This window comes from Propioniciclava sp. (genome assembly GCF_036744435.1).
Lineage (GTDB): Bacteria > Actinomycetota > Actinomycetes > Propionibacteriales > Propionibacteriaceae > Propioniciclava.
In genome coordinates this window covers 1-18,120 of record NZ_DAIOIA010000058.1, presented here as the reverse complement: position 1 = coordinate 18,120, position 18,120 = coordinate 1, and the positions used below count along the sequence as shown (strand labels likewise).

The following is an 18,120-nucleotide window of genomic DNA, read 5'->3' as shown; positions in this document are numbered from 1 at the left end:
ACGGCCGGGTCCGCGTCGTCCTGGACGCCGACGGGCTGATCGTGTCGGCCCTCGAGGTGGCGTCGCGTCGCGAGTTGATCCCCGCCGGAGCGGTGGCGAACCTGCTACAGGTGCATCCCGACTTCCCGAACCGGTGGGATGCCTGGGACGTGGACCGGTTCTATCGCAACCGTGTCAGGGACGTGCGCGGGCACACCGCCCTGAGTGCCGAGGTGATCGGGGGCGTGGCCACCGTGCGCGTCGAGCGGTCCTTCGGTGACTCGCGAGTCACGCAGACGCTGCGGCTGCGGCCGGGCTCCCCGACGTTGGAGATCGATCAGGTCACCGACTGGCGCGAGACGGAGAAGTTCCTCAAAGTGGCCTTCCCGCTCAGCATCGCGGCGGAGTCCACGCTGGCCGAGACCCAGTTCGGGGCGGTGCGCCGGGTCACCCACACCAACACCTCCTGGGAGGCGGCCAAGTTCGAGACCTCCATGCACCGCTACGTGCTCGCCGAGGAGGTCGGCTTCGGGGCGGCGCTGGTCACCGACTCGACGTACGGCTTCGACGTGACCCGCGACGTCCGCCAGGACGGTGCCGCCACCGACGTCACCACGACGCTGCGGCTGTCGCTGCTGCGCGCCCCGCGGTTCCCCGACCCGGAGACCGACCAGGGCGAGCAGCATCACCGCTACGGGCTGGTGATCGGTGCCGACCTCGACGCCGCGACCCGCGAGGGCTACACGCTCAACACCGACCGCCGCGTGCAAGGCGGGCATCCGGTGGCGCCGGTGGCGATCGCCTCCGCCGGGCTGGTCATCTCGGCGGTCAAGCTCGCCGCCGATCGCTCGGGTGATCTGATCGTGCGGCTGTACGAGCCGCACGGACGCCGCGCCTCCGGCACGCTGCAGTTCGCCCGCCCTGTCGCCGCCGTGCGGGAGGCGTCCCTCATCGAGGACCCGCAGGGGGGCGCGGTCGTCGAGGGCGGCGACACGGTTCGGGTCAGCCTGACACCGTTCGAGGTGCGCACCTACCGCGTCGCGCTCTGAGGCGCGGGCCCGCCCCCGTGGCAGCGGGGGCGAGCCACGCGGGCTTAGAAGTAGACGGCGACCGGGCGTCCGTTCGGGCCCGGCATCACGGAGATGTCGGTGTTGAACAGGGCGCTCAGGACGCCGTCTTGCATGATCGCCTCCGGCGAACCGAACTCGGCGATGCCGCCGTCCTTCATGGCGCAGATGTAGTCGGCGTAGGCGGCAGCGAAGTTGATGTCGTGCAGCACCACGATGATCGTCCGGTCGAACTCCGCGGCGGCGGCCCGCAGGTGACGCATCATCGTCACCGAGTGCGCGATGTCGAGGTTGTTCAGCGGCTCGTCCAGCAAGACGTAGTCGGTCTCCTGACACAGCACCATTGCCACATAGGCGCGCTGCCGCTGGCCACCGGAGAGCTGGTCGAGGTAGCGGCCCTCCAGATCGCGCAGGTCGAGGAAGTCGATGTAGCGGCTGATGATCTCCTCATCCGCGCGGTTGAGCCGGCCCTGGCTGTGGGGGAACCGGCCGAAGCCGACGAGCTGGCGCACCGTCAGCCGCGTGATGAAGTGGTTCTCCTGCCGCAGGATCGAGAGGATCTTTGCCAGGTCGCGGGACTTGGTGGAGGCGACGTCGTAGCCCGCCACCTCGATGCTGCCCTGATCCATGCCGAGCAGCCGGCCGATCATCGTCAGCATGGTCGACTTGCCCGCCCCGTTGGGCCCCACCAGCGCGGTGATACCGCCGGTGGGGATCTCCAGGTCGACCGGCCCGATCGCGACCTCGCTGCTGTAGCGCTTGAGGACATCGGTCAGCGTGATCACAGGCGTCCCTTCTTCAAGATGACGATGAGGAAGACGGTGCCGCCCACCAGTTCGATGATGATCGACACGACGCCGGACCCGTAGAAGATGAAGTTCATGATGAAGTAGGCGGCGCTCAGCACCACGAACCCCACGAGGGCGGCGACGGGGAAGATGTAGCGGTGGTCGAAAGTGTCGGCGAACTGATAGGCCAGCGTCGCGACGAGGAACCCCAGGAACGTCAGCGGCCCCACCAGGGCGGTTGACGTCGCGATCAGTGCCGAGGCAGCAACGAGGACGATGATCGTCGTCCGGCGGTGATTGACGCCGAGGTTCACCGCGGCGTCGCGGCCCAGGCTGAGCGTGTTCAGCGAGCGGGACATGAACCACAGCACGCCGCCCGCGACCACGATGAGCGGGATCGCGACCGGGAAGTAGGCGGCGTTGGCGTTGGAGACCGAGCCGAACATGCGCGCGGCCAGTACATCGAACTCGCTGGGGGTGAGCAGGCGCTGCATGAACGAGGACACCGATCCGAGCCCGCCGCCGATGACGATGCCGATCAGCAGCATCACCTGCAGGTTCGCATAGCGGCCCGAGAGCAGCCAGCCGTACAGGGCGCACGCCAGGCCCATCATCGCGCCCACCTGGACGATGAACGCGGTGACGCCGGTGAAGGAGATCAGCCCGGCGAGGCCGAACAGGTACACCGACGTGGTCTGGATGGCCCGGTACAGCGACTCGAAGCCCATGATCGACGGCGTCAGGATCCGGTTGTTGGTCACCGTCTGGAAGGCGACGGTGGCCAGGGCCTGACAGATCGCGACGAGCGCCATCACGAAGACGGCGACCCCGCGGTGCTGGGCGATGAGCCAAAAGCCGCTCGTCCCGAACGGCATCGGGTTGGCCCAGGCGATCAGCCCGAACCCGAACAGCGCCGCCAGCCCGACCAGCACGGCGACGGTCACCCAGTAGCGGCGCTGGGCGCGGGCCGTGGAGAAGGCACTCGCGCGGCGTTCGGGTCGCGGCCGTTCCACGTCGGAGGTGGCGGGGGAGAGGGTGGTCGTGGCCATGCTCACCTCGCTCCCAGGCGGCGCTGCCGCAGCAGCAGAGCGATGAAGACGGCGGCCCCCACGATCCCGAGGATCAGGGAGACCGGCACCTCGAACGGCATGATGGTCGTGCGGGCGAGGATGTCGCACACGGTGACGATGCCGATGCCGAGCAGGGCGACCCACGGGAGGTTGCTGCGCAGGTCGTCGCCCCGGACCATGGAGACGATGTTGGGCACGATGAGACCCAGGAACGGCAGGTTCCCCACCACGACGGTGACGACGCCGGTGGCGATGGCGATCAGGCCGGTGCCCATCAAGACGATGCGGTTGTAGTCGAGGCCCACGTTGGTGGCGATGTCCTCGCCCAGGCCCGCCACGGTGAGTCGGTCGGCGACCACGAAGATAGCGACGACGACGGCGACGACGATCCACAGCACCTCGTACTGGCCCTCGATGACGCCGACGAAGCTGCCCGCGAACCACACGCCGAGGTTCTGCAGCATGTTGGTCTGCAGCGCCACGAAGGTGGACACGGAGCCGACCACCGCGCCGAGCATGATGCCGACGATCGGGACGATCAACGAGGAACGCAGCGTCACCCGGCGCAGGAACGCGAAGAAGACCATCGTCCCGACGAAGGCGAAGATGACCGCCCCGACCATCCGCACCAGCAGTGGCGGGTTGGGGAACACGATCATCGTGGTGAGCAGCCCGAGCCCGGCCCATTCGGTGGTGCCGGTCGTGGTGGGCTCGACGAAGCGGTTCTGGGTCAGCAACTGCATGACCAGCCCCGACATCGCCATGGCTGCACCCGCCAGCACCAACGCAATGGTGCGGGGGACGCGGGTGATGGCGAACATCCGCCAGCCGTCGTCCGCGCCGAAGATGTCGTAGACACCCACGAACAGGGACGCGACGAGCAGTGCTCCGACGACGACGATCCCGATGAGCAGGCGCCAGTCGAGCAGCCGAGACCCCGCGCGGGTGGCGCGGGGCTCGGCTGTCGTGGTGCCCGTCATCGGGGCCGCCGGTTGATCAACGATCGGTCGCTCGTGATACGACGGCTACTTCGCGGCCGCGAACTTGGCGGCCAGATCCTCGAAGAACGTCGTGTAGGTCTGGATGCCTTCGTTGGTGTACGTGTCGGCCGGCATGTAGACGACCTGTCCCTTGGTGACGGCGGTCACGTTGGCCAGGGCTGCGGAGTCCTGGATCACCTTGGCGGCGGGGACGTAGCTCGGATCGTCGGCGCTCACGGCGGCGTCGCGGTCCATGACCAGGATCCAGTCGGGGTTCGCCGCGGCGATGGTCTCCACGGAGATGTCGTCGCCCTGGTGGTCGTTGGTGGCACCCGCGACGTCCAGCGCGTGGGTCAGGCCGAGGATGTCGAAGACCGGCCCGAGGGTACGGCCGACGGTCGGGGCGATGTAGCCGATCTTGCCGCCGGAGGAGTTCACGGCGATGACCTTCTGGCTCGGGTCGTAGGCGGCCTTCGCGGCGGTGATCGACGCGTCGAGCTTGGCGTTCAGCGCGGTCGCCTCGGCCTCCTTGCCGAAGATGGTGCCCAGCGTGGTGGTCTGGCGCTTCAGCTCGGAGTCGAAGGCCTCGCCGTCGCGGGGGTCGAGCAGGATCTGCGCGGCGCCCGGTGCGCGGGAGGCGATGTCGTCGTACTTGCCGGCGAAGCGCTGGCCGTTGATGATCAGGTCGGGCTCGGCCGCGGTGATGAGCTCCAGCTTGGGCTCGTTGTGGGTGCCGATGTCGATGATCGACTCGTCCTTGGCGTACTTGTTCGTCGACGGCATCAGGGAGCGCGCGGCGGCCTTGGGCTTGATATCCCAGTCGGCCAGCGTCTGGAAGGTGCGGTTGTCGAGGGCGACGACGGAGGTCGGCGGGGTCTTGACCGTGACGGTCCCCTTGTTGTCGGTCACCGTGACGGTGGCCTGTGCTGCGGGGGTGGACGCCGAGGGGGTGGCGGCGGAGCTCGCACATCCGGTGAGGAGGATGGCAAGGGCTGCGGCGGGGGCCAGCGCGCGGCCGACGAGGCGGTTCATGGATCTCCCAACGATCGAGTTAAGGGTTGCCTTAGTAAGGATCACCTAAACATGATTCGAGGACCCGTCGCAAACGGGGTTGCACTATTCGCGCCGACTACCTTGCGTAAATCGAGGGGGCGCTCAGCCCAGCACCAACTCGCGGTCGCAGCGGGAACGGACATCGGGATCGTGCGTGATCACCAGCAGCGGAGAGCCGGCCGCCTGGGCCCAGATGTCGTCCAGCAGAGCGGTGGCCGTCTCGGCGTCCAGATGCTCGGTGGGCTCATCGAGCACGAGGATCTGGTAATCGCCCACCACCAGGCGCGACAGCGCCAGCCGGCGCTCCTCCCCGCCCGACAGTGACGCCCCCAACTCCCCGACGGCACGATCGGGGTCGACGTCGAGCCGGACGCGCGCCAGCGCCTCCTCGACGCGAGGACGGTCGGCGGTCTTGTCGCCGATCATCACGTTCTCGGCGACCGAGGTGGAGAAGATGTGGGCGTCCTGAGCGAGATAACCGATCCGTCCCCGGGTCTCGACGCTGCCGCCGGCCGGGGGGATCAGTCCCAGCAGGGTCGCGGCGAGGGTCGTCTTGCCGACGCCCGACGGCCCCACGATCGCCAGCGACTCCCCGGCCGCCACCTCGAACGACAGCCCGCCCAGCAACGGCTCGGCACCTGGCCAGCCGAGGGTCAGGTCGCGCACGCTCACGCGCGGCGCCTCGTCGGTAGGGGAGGCGTCCAGGTCGCCGCGGCCCACCGGCTCAGCGGTGAGGATCTCCGTGACCCGCGCCAGCGCGACCCGGGAGCGGGTGTGGGTCTGGGCGGCCTTCGTGAAGTCGGCGAAGACCTCGTGCAACGCCAGCGGCAGCAGCACCAGCACCGCCAGCATGGTGTGGTCCAGGTCGCCTGCCCGCACCTGGGCCGCGCCCAGGGCGAGCGTCGCCATCACCGACGCGCCCGCGGCCAGCGTCTGGATGCCGGTGGCCAGGCCCCGGGTCCACGCGGCGCGCTCCTCGAAGCCCCGGAGGGCGTCGTCGGCGGCGGCGACGCGCGCCAGCGCCCGGTCCTGCGCCGAGTAGGCGACCAGGTCGGTGGCGGTGCGGCCCACCTCGTGCACGGCGTCGGCGAGCGCGCCCCGCCCGGAGATGGCGGCCTCATCGGCCCGCGAGGAGATCCGGGCCGCAAGCCACGGCGCGGCGACGCCAGCGATCAGCGCGCTGGCCAGCAGCGCCACGGCCGCGGGCCAGGAGAACACCGAGACGACCGCGGAGGCGGCCAGCAGCACGAACAACCCCGACAGGAAGGGGATGGCCACCCGGACGACCGCATCCAGGACGGCGTCCACATCGGCGACGACGCGGGTCAGCAGGTCGCCGCGGCGGCGTCCCAGCAGCGTCGTCCGGGCCAGGGCCCGGTAGGTGTCCAGCCGCAGTGCCGACTGCAGCCGCAGGCCCAGGTCGTGCCCCACCAGCCGCTCCGTGTAGCGGGCGACACCACGGCTGATGCCGAAGGCGCGCACCAGCACGGCGGCCGCCGTCAGGTACATCACCGGCGGGTGCTCGGCCGCGCGCGAGAGCAGCCAGCCCGACACGCCCATCAGGGCCACCGAACTCAGCGACGCCGCCGACGCCAGCACCAAGGCCAGCAGGAACCGCCCCCAGCCGCGAGGGACCGATCCGATCAGCCGCCGGACGAGCGCGCTCATGCGGAGACCTCCTCGTGGACGCCGATCGGGACGACACGATCCGCTTCGGCGAGGACGGCGGGGCGGTGAGAGACGACCACGACGGTGACCCCGCTGCCGCGCAGGCTCCGCAGCAAGGTGGCCTCGGCGGTGGCGTCCAGGCCTGCGGTGGGCTCGTCCAAGAGCAGGATCTGGGCCCCGGCATCGATCCGGAGCAGCGCGCGGGCCGTCGCCACCCGGCGACGCTCGCCGGCCGAGAGGCCCTCCCCGTCGTCACCCACCGGACGGGCGGCGTCGAGGTCGGGGGCACCTGCGCGGCGCAGCGCGTCGCTGATCCTGGCGTCGTTCGCGCCCGGGTCCCCGAGGGCCACGTTGTCGGCGATGGTGCCGCTGATCATGCCGGGCTCTTGCCCGACGAAGGCGACCCGCTCCCGGTCGGGGAGCAGCAGGCTTCCTTCGGTCGGCGTCAGGAAGCCCATGAGGGCGTTCAGGACGGTGGTCTTGCCGCCGCCGGAGGGCCCCACCAGGGCGACGAACTCGCCCGGTGCCACCTCGAAGTTCACCCCGCTGACCGCGGCGGACGCGGCACCCGGATACGTGTGTCCCAGCCCGCGGGCGGAGAGCACGGCCCCGTTCGTCGACGCCGCCGACGGGGAGGCGTCCTGGGCGCGCGCGTGGGCGGCGTCGATGACCGCGAAGGCCTGATCGGCGGCGGCCATGCCGTCGGCCGCGTCGTGATAATGGACGCCGACCTGACGCACCGGCAGGAACACTTCGGGGGCGAGGACGAGCACGAACAGCGCCGTGGTGAGGCTCATCCCGCTCTCCACGACGCGGAACCCGACGGTGACGGCGATGACGGCCACCGACAGCGTCGCCAGCAGCTCCAGCACGAAGGCGGAGAGGAACGACACCCGCAGCGTCCCCATCGTCTCGGCGCGGTGGGCGTCCTCCGACCGCGTCAAGCCGATCTCCTGGGCGCGAGCACGGCCGAACACCTGCAGCGTCGGCAGGCCGGAGACCAGGTCGGCGAAGTGGTGGGCGAGGCGCTGCTGGGTGCGCCAGCGCCGGCGCGTGTGGGCCTGGGTCGTCCAGCCGACCAGTGCCATGAAGACCGGGATGAGGGGGACGGTCAGCGCGACGATGACCGCCGAGGACAGGTCGGCGGTGGCGATCGCGATGCCGGTGATCAGCGGCACCGTGCAGGCGAGCGCCAGCTGGGGAAGGTACTTGGAATAGAAGCCGTCGAGGGCGTCCAAGCCGACGGTGGTCAGGTTCACCAGGCCCGCCGTGGAGGTGCGGTCGGCCAGAGGATCGGCGAGCCGGGCGGCGACGATGTCGCGGCGCAGTTGGGACTTCACGGCGGCGGCGGCCCGGTGCGCCATGAGGCTGTTGAGCCAGTTCAGCGCGGCCTTCGCGCCGAAGATCCCGGCCAGCGCCGCGAGTGCGGGGAACAAATCGGGCCACTGCCCGCTGCCGGGGACGCGGGTCAGGTACTCGAACCCCGGAGCGGCCGCGAACACCCCGGAGATGGAGACGGCAAGCACCCATGCCTGCGCGACGGTCAGGACCGCCACCACGCATCCGATGAGAACCCCGGCGACGAGGTAGCCGCGGGTGGCCCGCGCGCGCCTCAGCAGGCGCGGGTCGATGGGGCCGCGACGCGGGGCCGCGCCCTCGGCGTCGAGTGATGCGGAGGGGGCGACGTCGCTGCGGACGTCGCCCCCTCGGGCTTGCTGCACTGGCACTCCGACAGGTTACGCGGCGGTGACCACATCGTCGGGGATGTTCTTGGTGCTGAGGCGCTTACGGAACACCCACACCGACCAGCCCTGGTAGGCCAGCACGATCGGCACGAAGACGATCGCCGCCCCCGTCATGATCGTCAGCGTCAGTTCCGTCGACGCTGCGGTCACCCGATCCAGCGGCAGACCGACCCCGGAGTTGATGAAGCCCAGCGTGGGCCACATCCGGACGAAGATCCACACGGCCACCGCGAGGATCGCGACCGTCGTGCTGGTGAACGCCCAGCCGTCGCGGCCCTTGCTCATGGCGAACCAGGAGGCGATGAGGCCGACGGCTGCCACCACGGTCAGCAGCCAGCCGACCAGGCCGATGCCGTAGGCGAGGTTCGCCCACACCAGGTAGATCGCCCCGCCCACGATGGCGCCCAGGCCGATCTTGACCGAGAAGGCCTTGGCGCGATCGTGCACGATGCCGGACGTCTTGAGCGTCAGGAAGTTGGCGCCGTGGAACAGGAACAGCACGACCAGCACGACGCCACCCAGGAGCGCGAACGGGCTGAACAGGCTCCAGAAGCCCCCCGTGAACACGTGCAGGTGGGTGCTGCCCTCGGCGAGAGCCACCGGCATCCCGATGATGAAGTTGGCGAACCCGACGCCGAACACCAACGACACGATGAACGAGCCGGTGGCGGCCATCCAGTCGAAGGCGTTGCGCCAGCGGGCGTCCGGGTGCTTGGCGCGGTACTCGAACGACACGCCCCGGATGATGAGGCCCACCAGGATCAGGAACAGCGGCAGGTACAGCCCGGAGAACAACGTGGCATACCAGCCGGGGAAGGCCGCGAACATGGCGCCGCCGGCGGTCAGCAGCCACACCTCATTGCCGTCCCACAGCGGGCCGATGGTGTTGACGATGACCCGGCGTTCCTTTTCGTTCTTGCCCAGGAACGGGATCAGCATGGCCACGCCGTAGTCGTAGCCTTCGAGGACGAGATAGCCGATCCACAAGACGGCGATCAGGCAGTACCAGACCACCTGGAGCGTCGTGGGCTCGGCGGCGAGAAGCGTCAGCATGTACGTCTCACTCCTTCTCAGTAGGCGAAGGAGAGGACGTCGTCCTCACCCTTGATCTCGACGGGGGCGACCTCGGCGGGCAGGCCCGCCTTGGTGTAGTGAATCATCAGCCCGACCTCGACCACGGCCAGTGCTCCGTAGATGACGGTGTAGAGGATCATCGTGGCGAGGACTTCGCCGGCGCTCACTCCCGGCGACACCGCCGAGGCGGTGGGCAGGACGCCCGCGACGATCCACGGCTGGCGGCCCATCTCGGTGAAGATCCAGCCCGCGGAGTTGCCGAACAGCGGCGCGAGCACGACGATCAGCATCAGGAACGACCACCAGGGGGAATCCTTCGGCAGCCGCTGCCTGCGGAGCGCGAACAGCGTCCAGGCGCCGATGGCGATCGCGATGAAGCCGAGCGTCATCATGATGCGGAACGTCCAGTAGCTGACCGGGATGTTCGGAGCGAAGTCCTCGATCCCGAGGGTGGCGAGCTTCTCCGAGTAGGCCTGCTGCAGTGCGTTGTCCGGGTTGACCAGGGCGCCGTTGCGGTAGGCCTCCTGGAGGTTGTTGATGCCCTGCACCTCGGCGAACGGATCACCCTTGGCCAGGAAGCCGAGCACGCCCGGGACCTGAAGCTCGAACAGCGGGCGGGAACCGTCGAGGCTACCGATCGTGAAGAGCGAGAACGGGGCCATTTCCCCGTTGCCGCCAGCGGTCTCGTACAGCGCCTCGGCGGCTGCCATCTTCATGGGCTGCACTTGGTACATGACCTTGCCCTGAACGTCACCGGTGATGATGACGGCCGCTCCCGAGATCAGGAGGACCCAGGCGGCCATCTTGGCCGACCAGCGGAAGGCGTCGACGTCGGCGTCCTGCTGGGGGGTGCGGTGGGGCTTGTTCAGCTTGGCGAGGTGCCAACCCGAGATGGCGAGAATGAAGCCGCTGGCCGTCATGTAGGCCGCGGCGAGAGTGTGGGGGAACGTGGCGAGGAAGACCGGGTTGGTGAGCAGGGCGAGGAAATCGGTCATCTCAGCCCGGTCGGTGAGGGGGTTGTAGGTGGCGCCGACGGGGTTCTGCATGAAGCTGTTGGCGGCGAGAATGAAGATGGCCGACAGCATCGTGCCGATGGCGGCCAGCCAGATTGAGGCGAGGTGCACCTTCTTGGGCAGCCGGTCCCACCCGAAGATCCACAGACCGAGGAACGTGGACTCGAGGAAGAACGCGAGCAGCGCTTCCAGGGCCAGGGGGGCGCCGAAGATGTCACCGACGAAACGGCTGTACTCGGACCAGTTCATCCCGAACTGGAACTCCTGCACGATGCCGGTGACGACGCCCATGGCGAAGTTGATGAGGAAGAGCTTGCCGAAGAACTTGGTCAACCGTAGGTACTTGTCTTTGCCGGTGCGGACCCAGAAGGTCTGCATCACCGCGACGAGGAGCGACATTGCGATCGTCACGGGTACAAAGAAGTAGTGGTAGACCGTCGTGATGCCAAACTGCCATCTGGCGATCGTTTCTGGACTCATGTGCGGGACAGTACTACCCGCCGTCGTAGGGGGCCAAGTCTCCCCAACGGGGCTCCGCGCCGCGCCAATCTACTACTAAGCGTCGTAGCAACCGGCGTCTGTGATTATCATGGGGCTATGCCCATCCTTGGTGACCTCGAACACGCGGTGATGGACGTGCTGTGGGCGCGCACAGCCCCGACGCCCGTCCGGGACGTGCACGACGAGCTTGCCCAGCGCCGGGAGATCGCCTACACCACCGTCATGACCGTCTTGGACCGACTGGCCAAGAAGGGCATCGTGCTGCGCCGCCTCGAGGGGCGCGCCTGGCTCTACGAACCGGCACGCAGCCGCCTCGACCTCTACACCGACACGGTCGACGAGGCGCTGGGCGGCCTCAGCCCCGCCGAGCGCACTCAGGTGCTCCGGACCCTGCTTGAGGCCTCCGTTCCTGCCGCACAGAAGTAGCCGAGATGGGACGCCACTGGCGCCACAGATTCGGAGAAACCCCTAGTAGGGAAGCCTTTCCTTCGTTGCGCACGCGTCGAAATCGACGCATCATCGAGTCCATGAGCACCCCGACGACCCGCGACGAGCAGGCCCCCGCCAGCGTGCGCCCGCACCCCGAGGACACCGGCGACTCCCAAGCCGCGCTGCTGAACAAGCTGCGCGCGGCCGTGCTCGGAGCCAACGATGGCGTGATCTCGACCGCTGGGCTGGTGATGGGCGTGGCCGGCGCCACCACGAACGTGCTCGCCCTCGCCACGGCGGGCATCGCCGGGCTGGTCGCAGGCGCCCTGTCCATGGCCGCCGGGGAGTACGTGTCCGTGTCCGCCCAGCGCGACTCCGAACGGGCGCAGCTCGCCAAGGAACGCCACGAGCTCGCCACCATGCCCGAGGAAGAACTCGACGAGCTTGCCGACCTGCTGCAGAGCAAGGGCATGAGCGCCGATGTGGCGCGCACCGCCGCCCAGCAGCTCATGGACCACGACGCCCTGGGCGCCCATGCCGACTTCGAGCTGGGCATCGATCAACACGATCTGGTGTCCCCGTGGGCCGCCGCGATCTCGTCCCTGGTCTCCTTCTCGGTCGGCGCCCTCATCCCGCTGCTCGCGATGCTCCTGGCACCCGCCGACGTCCGCGTCGGCGCGACGGTGGCCGCCGTCCTCGTGGCGCTGTTCATCACCGGTTTCGTGTCGGCCAAGGTGGGCGGAGCCGCCGTGATCCCGGCGATCGCCCGCAACATCCTGGGCGGCTTTCTCGCGATGGCCGTCACGTTCGGTATCGGCACGCTGGTTGGCACGCAACTGGGCTGATCCGGCGGCACCTGCGTGGGAGGATGGCACTCACCCACGAAGGAGGAACGATGACGTTCGACGTCGACCACGTCCTGGCTGAGGCCACGACCGAGGAACTCGCGGCACTGGTCTGCGGGAGCGGATCCTGGCACACCACGGGCATCCCGCGGTTGGGGGTTCCGCCGGTCCGCCTCGCAGACGGCCCGCACGGGCTCCGCGTCGGCGAGGACCTCGACTACTCCGAGCCGTCCACCTGCTTCCCGACTGCCGTCGGGCTCGGATCCTCCTGGAACCCGGCGCTGCTCAAGCGGGTCGGGGAGGCGCTGGGCCGCGAAGCGACCGCGCTCGGCGTCGACGTCGTCCTCGGGCCGGGCCTCAACATCAAGCGCTCCCCGCTGTGCGGGCGCAACTTCGAGTACCTCAGTGAGGACCCGTTCGTCTCGGGGACGCTGGCCGCTGCCCTCGTCTACGGGATGCAGAGCGTCGGCGTCGGCGGCTGCCTGAAGCACTTCGCGGCCAACAATCAAGAGACCGACCGGATGCGCGTCGACGCCGTCGTCGCCGAGCGCGCGCTGCGCGAGATCTACCTGGCCGGGTTCCAGCGGGCCGTGGGGGCCTCCCAGCCGTGGATGGTGATGTGCTCCTACAACCGGCTCAACGGCACCCTGGTGTCGCAGAACCCGTGGTTACTCACCGACGTCCTGCGCGGAGACTGGGACTACCGCGGCGTCGTGGTCTCCGACTGGGGGGCGGTCTATGACCGCATCGCCGCCCTGATCGCCGGTCTCGACCTGGAGATGCCCCAGGCCGATGGGCGCGAGGCCGTCGTCGCGGCCGCCGTCGAGTCGGGCGAGCTCAGCCGCGAGGTCCTCGAGCTGGCGGCTGAACGGCTGCTCTCCCTCACCCACAAGGCCGTCACCGCGGTCCGGCCCACCGGCGTCATCGGACACCACGACCTGGCCCGCGAGGCGGCACTGGAATCCATGGTGCTGCTGCGCAACGACGGCGTCCTGCCGCTGGCTCCCGGAGCGCGGGTGGCGCTCGTAGGCGAGTTCGCGCGGACGCCGCGCTACCAGGGCAGCGGCAGCTCCAAGGTGAACCCGGTCGAGCTCGATCGGCTCCTCGACACGCTCGCGTCCCGGCGCGAGGTCACGTTCGCGCCCGGCTTCCTGCTGTCCGGCGATCTCGACGACGACCTGATCGACGAGGCGGTCACGGCGGCCGAGCTGGCAGACGTGGTGGTGGCCTGCCTGGGGCTGCCCGACGCGGAGGAGACCGAAGGCTCCGACCGCACGCACATGCGGATCCCCGACAACCAGCGGGCGCTGCTGGCGAGCCTCTCCGAGACGGGTAAGCCGGTGGTGGTGGTGCTCTCCAACGGAGCCGCCGTGGAGGTCGCTGGCTGGACCGAGGAGACGAGCGCGCTCATCGAGGCCTGGTTGGGCGGCGAGGCGGGCGCGCTCGCCCTCGCGCAGGTCCTGACCGGCGAGGCCGAGCCCTCGGGGCGACTCACCGAGACCCTCGGCGTCCGGCTGGAGGACTATCCCAGCACCCTCATGTTCCCCGGCGAGACGGGGCAGGTGCAGTACGGGGAGGGGGTCTTCATGGGCTATCGCGGCTTCGACGCGATGGAGCGTGAGGTCGCCTACCCGTTCGGGTTCGGACTGGGCTACACAACCTTCCGCTACGACGCCCTCAAGCTGGTCGAGACCGGCTCGGTCGTGACCAGGGACCTGCGGGTGGCCGCGTCGGTGACCCTCACCAACACGGGTCAGCGGGCGGGCGCGGAGGTCGTCCAGGTGTACGTCCGGAACGCGGCGGCGTCCGTGCCGCGTCCGGTGCGGGAGCTGCGCGGCTTCACCAAGGTGTGGCTGGAGCCGGGGGAGTCGCGCACCGTGACGGTGGCGCTGGGGATCGATGCGTTCGCGTTCTGGTCCACTCCGCACGAGCGGTTCGTGGTCGAGAGCGGCGATTATGCGATCGAGGCCGGATCGCACAGCCGCGACCTGCCCGTGGCCGGTGGGTTGCGGCTGGACGTGCCATCCCTGCCGACCCCGCTGTACGACGAATCGACGATCGCCGAGTGGTTTGCCGATACCGACGCGATGGACGCGCTGCAGGCCCGCGTCCTGGCGCGCACGGGGGAGCGATTCGAGTTGGGCGAGGAGATGTACGCGGTGGTCGCAGGACAGCCGTTGCGCAGGTTCGCCCAGTTCCCCGGCGGGCCGCTCACCGTCGCCGACGTCGACGCGGTCCTGGCCGAGTACGGTCGTCCGGTCTAGGCGGTCCGAGGCCCTCGCGGCCCCAACCCTCAGTCCTCGGCGCGTCAACCCCAAGTCCTCGGCGTCCCAACCCTCAGTCCTCGCCGAGGACTGAGGTTGCGTTCACCGAGGACTGAGGGTGCGCCGCCGAGGACTGAGGATGGAGTCGCCGAGGACTGAGGTTGCGTTCACCGAGGACTGAGGGTGCGGGTCAGTTGCGGGGGCCGTCGCCGCCCAGGTACTCCACGTGGGTGATCTCCACCGGCTTGTGACGGATCGTCTTGTTGATGACGAACGTGATGACGCCCAGCACCGCCCCGATCGCCAGCAGGACCAATGCGATCTGGAACTGCTCCAAGGGCCGACCGGTCCACGGACCCACCAGATAGAAGGTGCACAGGCCCGCCACCACGGGGATCCAGGTGGGGGCGGTGAAGTGGTCGTGGTCCACCTTGTCCTTGCGCAGCACCAGCACCGCAACGTTCGTGATGGTGAACACGCCCAGCAACAGCAGGGCGGTCGTCCCGCCCAACTGCGAGACCTGCCCGACGAAGGTGATCAGCACCGCGGCCATCCCCGAGGTGAACACGATCGAGAACCACGGCGTCCGACGGCCCTTCAGGATCGCCCCGAAGAGGGGCGGCAAGATGCCCTGCTTGGCCATGCCGTACAGGAGCCGGGACGCCATCAGCATGTTGATCAGCGCGGTGTTGGCCACCGCGAACATCGAGATGAACGGGAAGATCACCCCGAACGGCAGGCCGGGCGCCCCCATCTGGACGACCGTCAGCAGCGGCGTCGCGCCCGTCTGCGTGAGTTCGCCGACCGGGACGATCGCCACGGCAGTGAGCGACACCAGCACGTAGATGACGCCGGTGATGCCCAGGCCGGTCAGCATCATCTTCGGGAAGATCCTGGAGGGGTTCTTCGTCTCCTCGGCCATGTTGACGGAGTCCTCGAAGCCGACCATCGCGAAGAACGCCACGGACGTGGCGGCCGACACGGCCAGGAACACGCCCTTGTCGTTCGGGGTCTCGAATACCATGGTGCGGCTGAAGTCCGCCTTGCCGTTCGTCATCGCCAAGAACCCGACGAAGATGACGATGAGCAGGCCGGACAACTCGATGATGGTCAACACGATGTTGGCCTTGACCGATTCGCCCACGCCCCACAGGTTGACCGCCATGACCAGCGCGATGAAACACAGCGCGATCACGGTGATCAGCCCCGCCTGGTCGCCCAGTCCGAACCCCTTCATGAAGTTCTCGGCGAACGCCCGGGACGCCGTGGCCGACGATGTGATGCCGGATGCGGTGACGGTGAACGCCACCATGAAGGTGAAGAAGCCATTCTTGAAAGCCCGGTTCGTGTACACCGCGGCGCCGCCCGCATGCGGGTATTTGGTCACCAGTTCGAGATAGGCGAAGGCGGTCATCACGGCGACCACGAAGGCAAGCAGGAAGGGCAGCCACACCGCCCCGCCCACTTCCTTGGCGACGGTGCCGGTGAGGGCGTAGATGCCGGTTCCGAGAATGTCGCCGACGATGAACAGCAGCAACAGGCCGGGGCCCATGACGCGTTTGAGTTCGTCGCGGCGCTCGTCGATCTGTTCGGTGGAACGCAGGTCGGACATGGGGTGGCCTCCTTCGTGTGCGGGGCCGCGGCGGCGCCGCGGCACGCGGTGCGCGCCGGTCAGGCTCGCCACACGTGGGAGAAAAGTAACACTCGACGGCGATTGTCAGCCGCGGTGTCGGCCGACCCGAGGGTCGGCGAGTTGATCGAGCGGGAGCGCCGCGCTGCCGTCGTCGCAGATCAGGACGCGCGACGCGCCATGGCCGAGGTGGCGGCCGTGGCCACCGACGTCATGAAAGAAGCAGCCGCCGAACACCGCGCACTAGCCGAGTATCTGGCCCAGCGGTCTCGTCCAAAAGGGGGTGGCATCACTGGTGACGCGCCTCTGGCTGCTGTGGTTGGGTTCGGCTGGCGGCCGCGGTCCTGGCCGTCCCGACTGGCGTCGGCCACCTCAAGAAGGAGACCCCACCAAGAAGGTCATCCGTCCCGTGTTACTGGCTGTGCTCCTGCTGCTGGCCAGCGTTGGCGTCACGGTCAACTCCGCGCCGGCTGCCGATGCCGCGAACTGCTCGGGCACCCATCGCCCGCGGCGGGTACAAGACGATCTACGGCAGCAACGGGGAGGCAGTCGCTGAACTGGTCGTCTACTACTCGCTGGCCAACGGCAGCACCAACACGGTATGTATGCGTCACCTGAACGACGCCTACGGAAAGAAGCTCGAGCCCGGAGTCCGGATCTGGAAGTGTGGGAGCTACTACAATTGCAGAACGGTCGATCCCTACGGGAGCGGTTGGGCCGCCTCGGACGAGAGTAGCTATGCCGGCCCCGTGAGCGTTACCGGAACGGCATCCCGCTGTGTCGCCGTCCACGGCTACATGATCGACCCATACAACAGGGTCAGTTGTCGTGAGCGAGTGTTGATGAACGTGGGCTGCGCTGCCTCCTAAGGCGGCCGTGTGTCAGACCCTCCAAATGATGGACGCTGGGCCGGCCCACGACTCCCGGAATGACCGGGCCCAGGCCCGGCACGCTGGGCTATGACCCACCCATGTCGCAGCTGCTGAGGTACCGCACCGAGCCGATCCGGGTCCCGCTCAATGTCGCCCAGCGCGTGGAGGACACCGGCGCCCTCCTGCCCCTGTACGAGCTGGGCGACAGCTTCCCTCAGGACGAGAAATGCGACCAGGCATACACGGCACTGTGGTCCCGCTATCACGAGCCGACGAGCGCTATGCCGCGGCGTTCAACGACGCGGCCCAGGCGTACGCGCTCACCCTTGAAGGGCTGGCCGTGGAACCGGCGATGGGGGAGTCGCCCACCCTGCGCGTGCCCGTCGAGGTGGTGACCGAGACCGACCCCGAGGCATGGCTCAGCAGGTACAAAACCCCGAGGAGTTCGAGACCGACCCCGTGGTCTGGCGCATCTGGCAGACAGTTCGAGAGCGCGCCGACCTGCCGACCTCTCTGGCCGAAAACACACCCCCCCGAGAGGAGCCACCCCCCATGAACCAGACTGGCCTGTACGAGTTCTTGCTCAGCCTGACCTGGCGGACGCCAGCGCCTTTCCCACCGACGCAACCCGGGTCACGCTGCTCGTGGCCGCTGCTGCAGCATCGTGGACATGGCCCTGGCGGGGTTCGTTAACACCAAGGCGGCCGTGCACGCGACAAGATCCCCAAGGGACGAGAAGGGAGTAAGCAGTTGCCCAGTGGTGGCCGGCAGCCCGGCCAGAGAGCCGCGTCGAGGCGCGGGGAACCGGTCCTACCGGCGGAGTCGACGCTGAGCGCTCCTCCTTGTCAGAGCGGAGAATCCATAGGCCAGAACACACAGATTCCAGTGACCGGATTAAACAGAAAGACTAGAGGGGAGCTATCAACACGGGAACACCCCACTACCACCCAAGGTGAGGCCTGATGACCTCCTGGTTGTGAAGCGAGCCATCAGACCTCTGGTCGGCCGGGGCGGCACACGAGACGGGTGATGGCGTTGCTCTGTCAAGCGGCCCGCAGTTTGACGCGTTGCGTGTCGAAGCTTTGGCAGGCGATCATGGCTCGCCCGGTAGGGTCACCTCTGATTCGAGATCGTCGCGCTAG

13 protein-coding genes are annotated in these 18,120 nt (G+C 68.7%); 4 read left to right on the top strand and 9 right to left on the bottom strand.

The window, feature by feature from the left end:
• Window positions 1-1,028: glycoside hydrolase family 38 C-terminal domain-containing protein (locus tag V7E09_RS08920; RefSeq protein ID WP_324523276.1), on the top strand; the 1,028-nt coding region annotated here is incomplete at its 5' end.
• 44 nt (window positions 1,029-1,072) lie between these two features.
• Here V7E09_RS08920 and V7E09_RS08915 read toward each other — a convergent pair.
• The 8 genes from V7E09_RS08915 to V7E09_RS08880 form a co-directional block, all read right to left on the bottom strand.
• A complete protein-coding gene (locus V7E09_RS08915) occupies window positions 1,073-1,831 on the bottom strand; it encodes an iron ABC transporter ATP-binding protein (RefSeq protein WP_324511252.1) in 759 nt (252 codons plus the stop codon).
• Window positions 1,828-2,883 (bottom strand): iron chelate uptake ABC transporter family permease subunit, encoded by a 1,056-nt coding sequence (locus V7E09_RS08910; protein WP_324511251.1) that lies wholly within the window; start codon window positions 2,881-2,883, stop codon window positions 1,828-1,830. The genes V7E09_RS08915 and V7E09_RS08910 overlap by 4 nt, the downstream gene beginning before the upstream one ends.
• A gap of 2 nt (window positions 2,884-2,885) precedes the next feature.
• Window positions 2,886-3,884 carry an ABC transporter permease gene (locus V7E09_RS08905; protein WP_324523275.1) on the bottom strand — a complete coding sequence of 333 codons (999 nt, stop codon included), beginning with the start codon at window positions 3,882-3,884 and terminating at the stop codon, window positions 2,886-2,888.
• Window positions 3,885-3,929: 45 nt separating this feature from the next.
• Window positions 3,930-4,916, bottom strand: a complete 987-nt coding sequence (locus V7E09_RS08900) for a siderophore ABC transporter substrate-binding protein (RefSeq protein WP_324511248.1) — start codon at window positions 4,914-4,916, stop codon at window positions 3,930-3,932.
• A gap of 123 nt (window positions 4,917-5,039) precedes the next feature.
• Complete coding sequence (gene cydC, locus V7E09_RS08895) at window positions 5,040-6,605, bottom strand: thiol reductant ABC exporter subunit CydC (RefSeq protein ID WP_324511247.1); 1,566 nt, start codon at window positions 6,603-6,605, stop codon at window positions 5,040-5,042.
• Window positions 6,602-8,173 carry a thiol reductant ABC exporter subunit CydD gene (gene cydD, locus V7E09_RS08890; RefSeq protein WP_442956860.1) on the bottom strand — a complete coding sequence of 524 codons (1,572 nt, stop codon included), beginning with the start codon at window positions 8,171-8,173 and terminating at the stop codon, window positions 6,602-6,604. The genes cydC and cydD overlap by 4 nt, the downstream gene beginning before the upstream one ends.
• Window positions 8,174-8,341: 168 nt before the next feature.
• Complete coding sequence (gene cydB / locus V7E09_RS08885) at window positions 8,342-9,403, bottom strand: cytochrome d ubiquinol oxidase subunit II (RefSeq protein ID WP_324511245.1); 1,062 nt, start codon at window positions 9,401-9,403, stop codon at window positions 8,342-8,344.
• Window positions 9,404-9,420: 17 nt separating this feature from the next.
• Window positions 9,421-10,917 (bottom strand): cytochrome ubiquinol oxidase subunit I, encoded by a 1,497-nt coding sequence (locus V7E09_RS08880; protein ID WP_324511244.1) that lies wholly within the window; start codon window positions 10,915-10,917, stop codon window positions 9,421-9,423.
• Between the two features lie 117 nt (window positions 10,918-11,034).
• Here V7E09_RS08880 and V7E09_RS08875 point away from each other — a divergent pair, with 117 nt between their 5' ends.
• The 3 genes from V7E09_RS08875 (at window position 11,035) to V7E09_RS08865 (ending at window position 14,476) form a co-directional block, all read left to right on the top strand.
• Window positions 11,035-11,364 carry a BlaI/MecI/CopY family transcriptional regulator gene (locus V7E09_RS08875; RefSeq protein ID WP_324511242.1) on the top strand — a complete coding sequence of 110 codons (330 nt, stop codon included), beginning with the start codon at window positions 11,035-11,037 and terminating at the stop codon, window positions 11,362-11,364.
• 101 nt (window positions 11,365-11,465) lie between these two features.
• Window positions 11,466-12,212, top strand: coding sequence for a VIT1/CCC1 transporter family protein (locus tag V7E09_RS08870; protein WP_324511240.1), 747 nt, complete (start codon window positions 11,466-11,468; stop codon window positions 12,210-12,212).
• 50 nt (window positions 12,213-12,262) lie between these two features.
• Entirely contained in the window at window positions 12,263-14,476 is a 2,214-nt protein-coding gene (locus V7E09_RS08865) for a glycoside hydrolase family 3 C-terminal domain-containing protein (protein WP_324511238.1), read from the top strand.
• A gap of 190 nt (window positions 14,477-14,666) precedes the next feature.
• On the opposite strand, the gene V7E09_RS08860 is transcribed toward V7E09_RS08865, so the two are convergent.
• Entirely contained in the window at window positions 14,667-16,088 is a 1,422-nt protein-coding gene (locus V7E09_RS08860; RefSeq protein WP_324511237.1) for an APC family permease, read from the bottom strand.
• Window positions 16,089-18,120 lie beyond the last annotated feature (2,032 nt).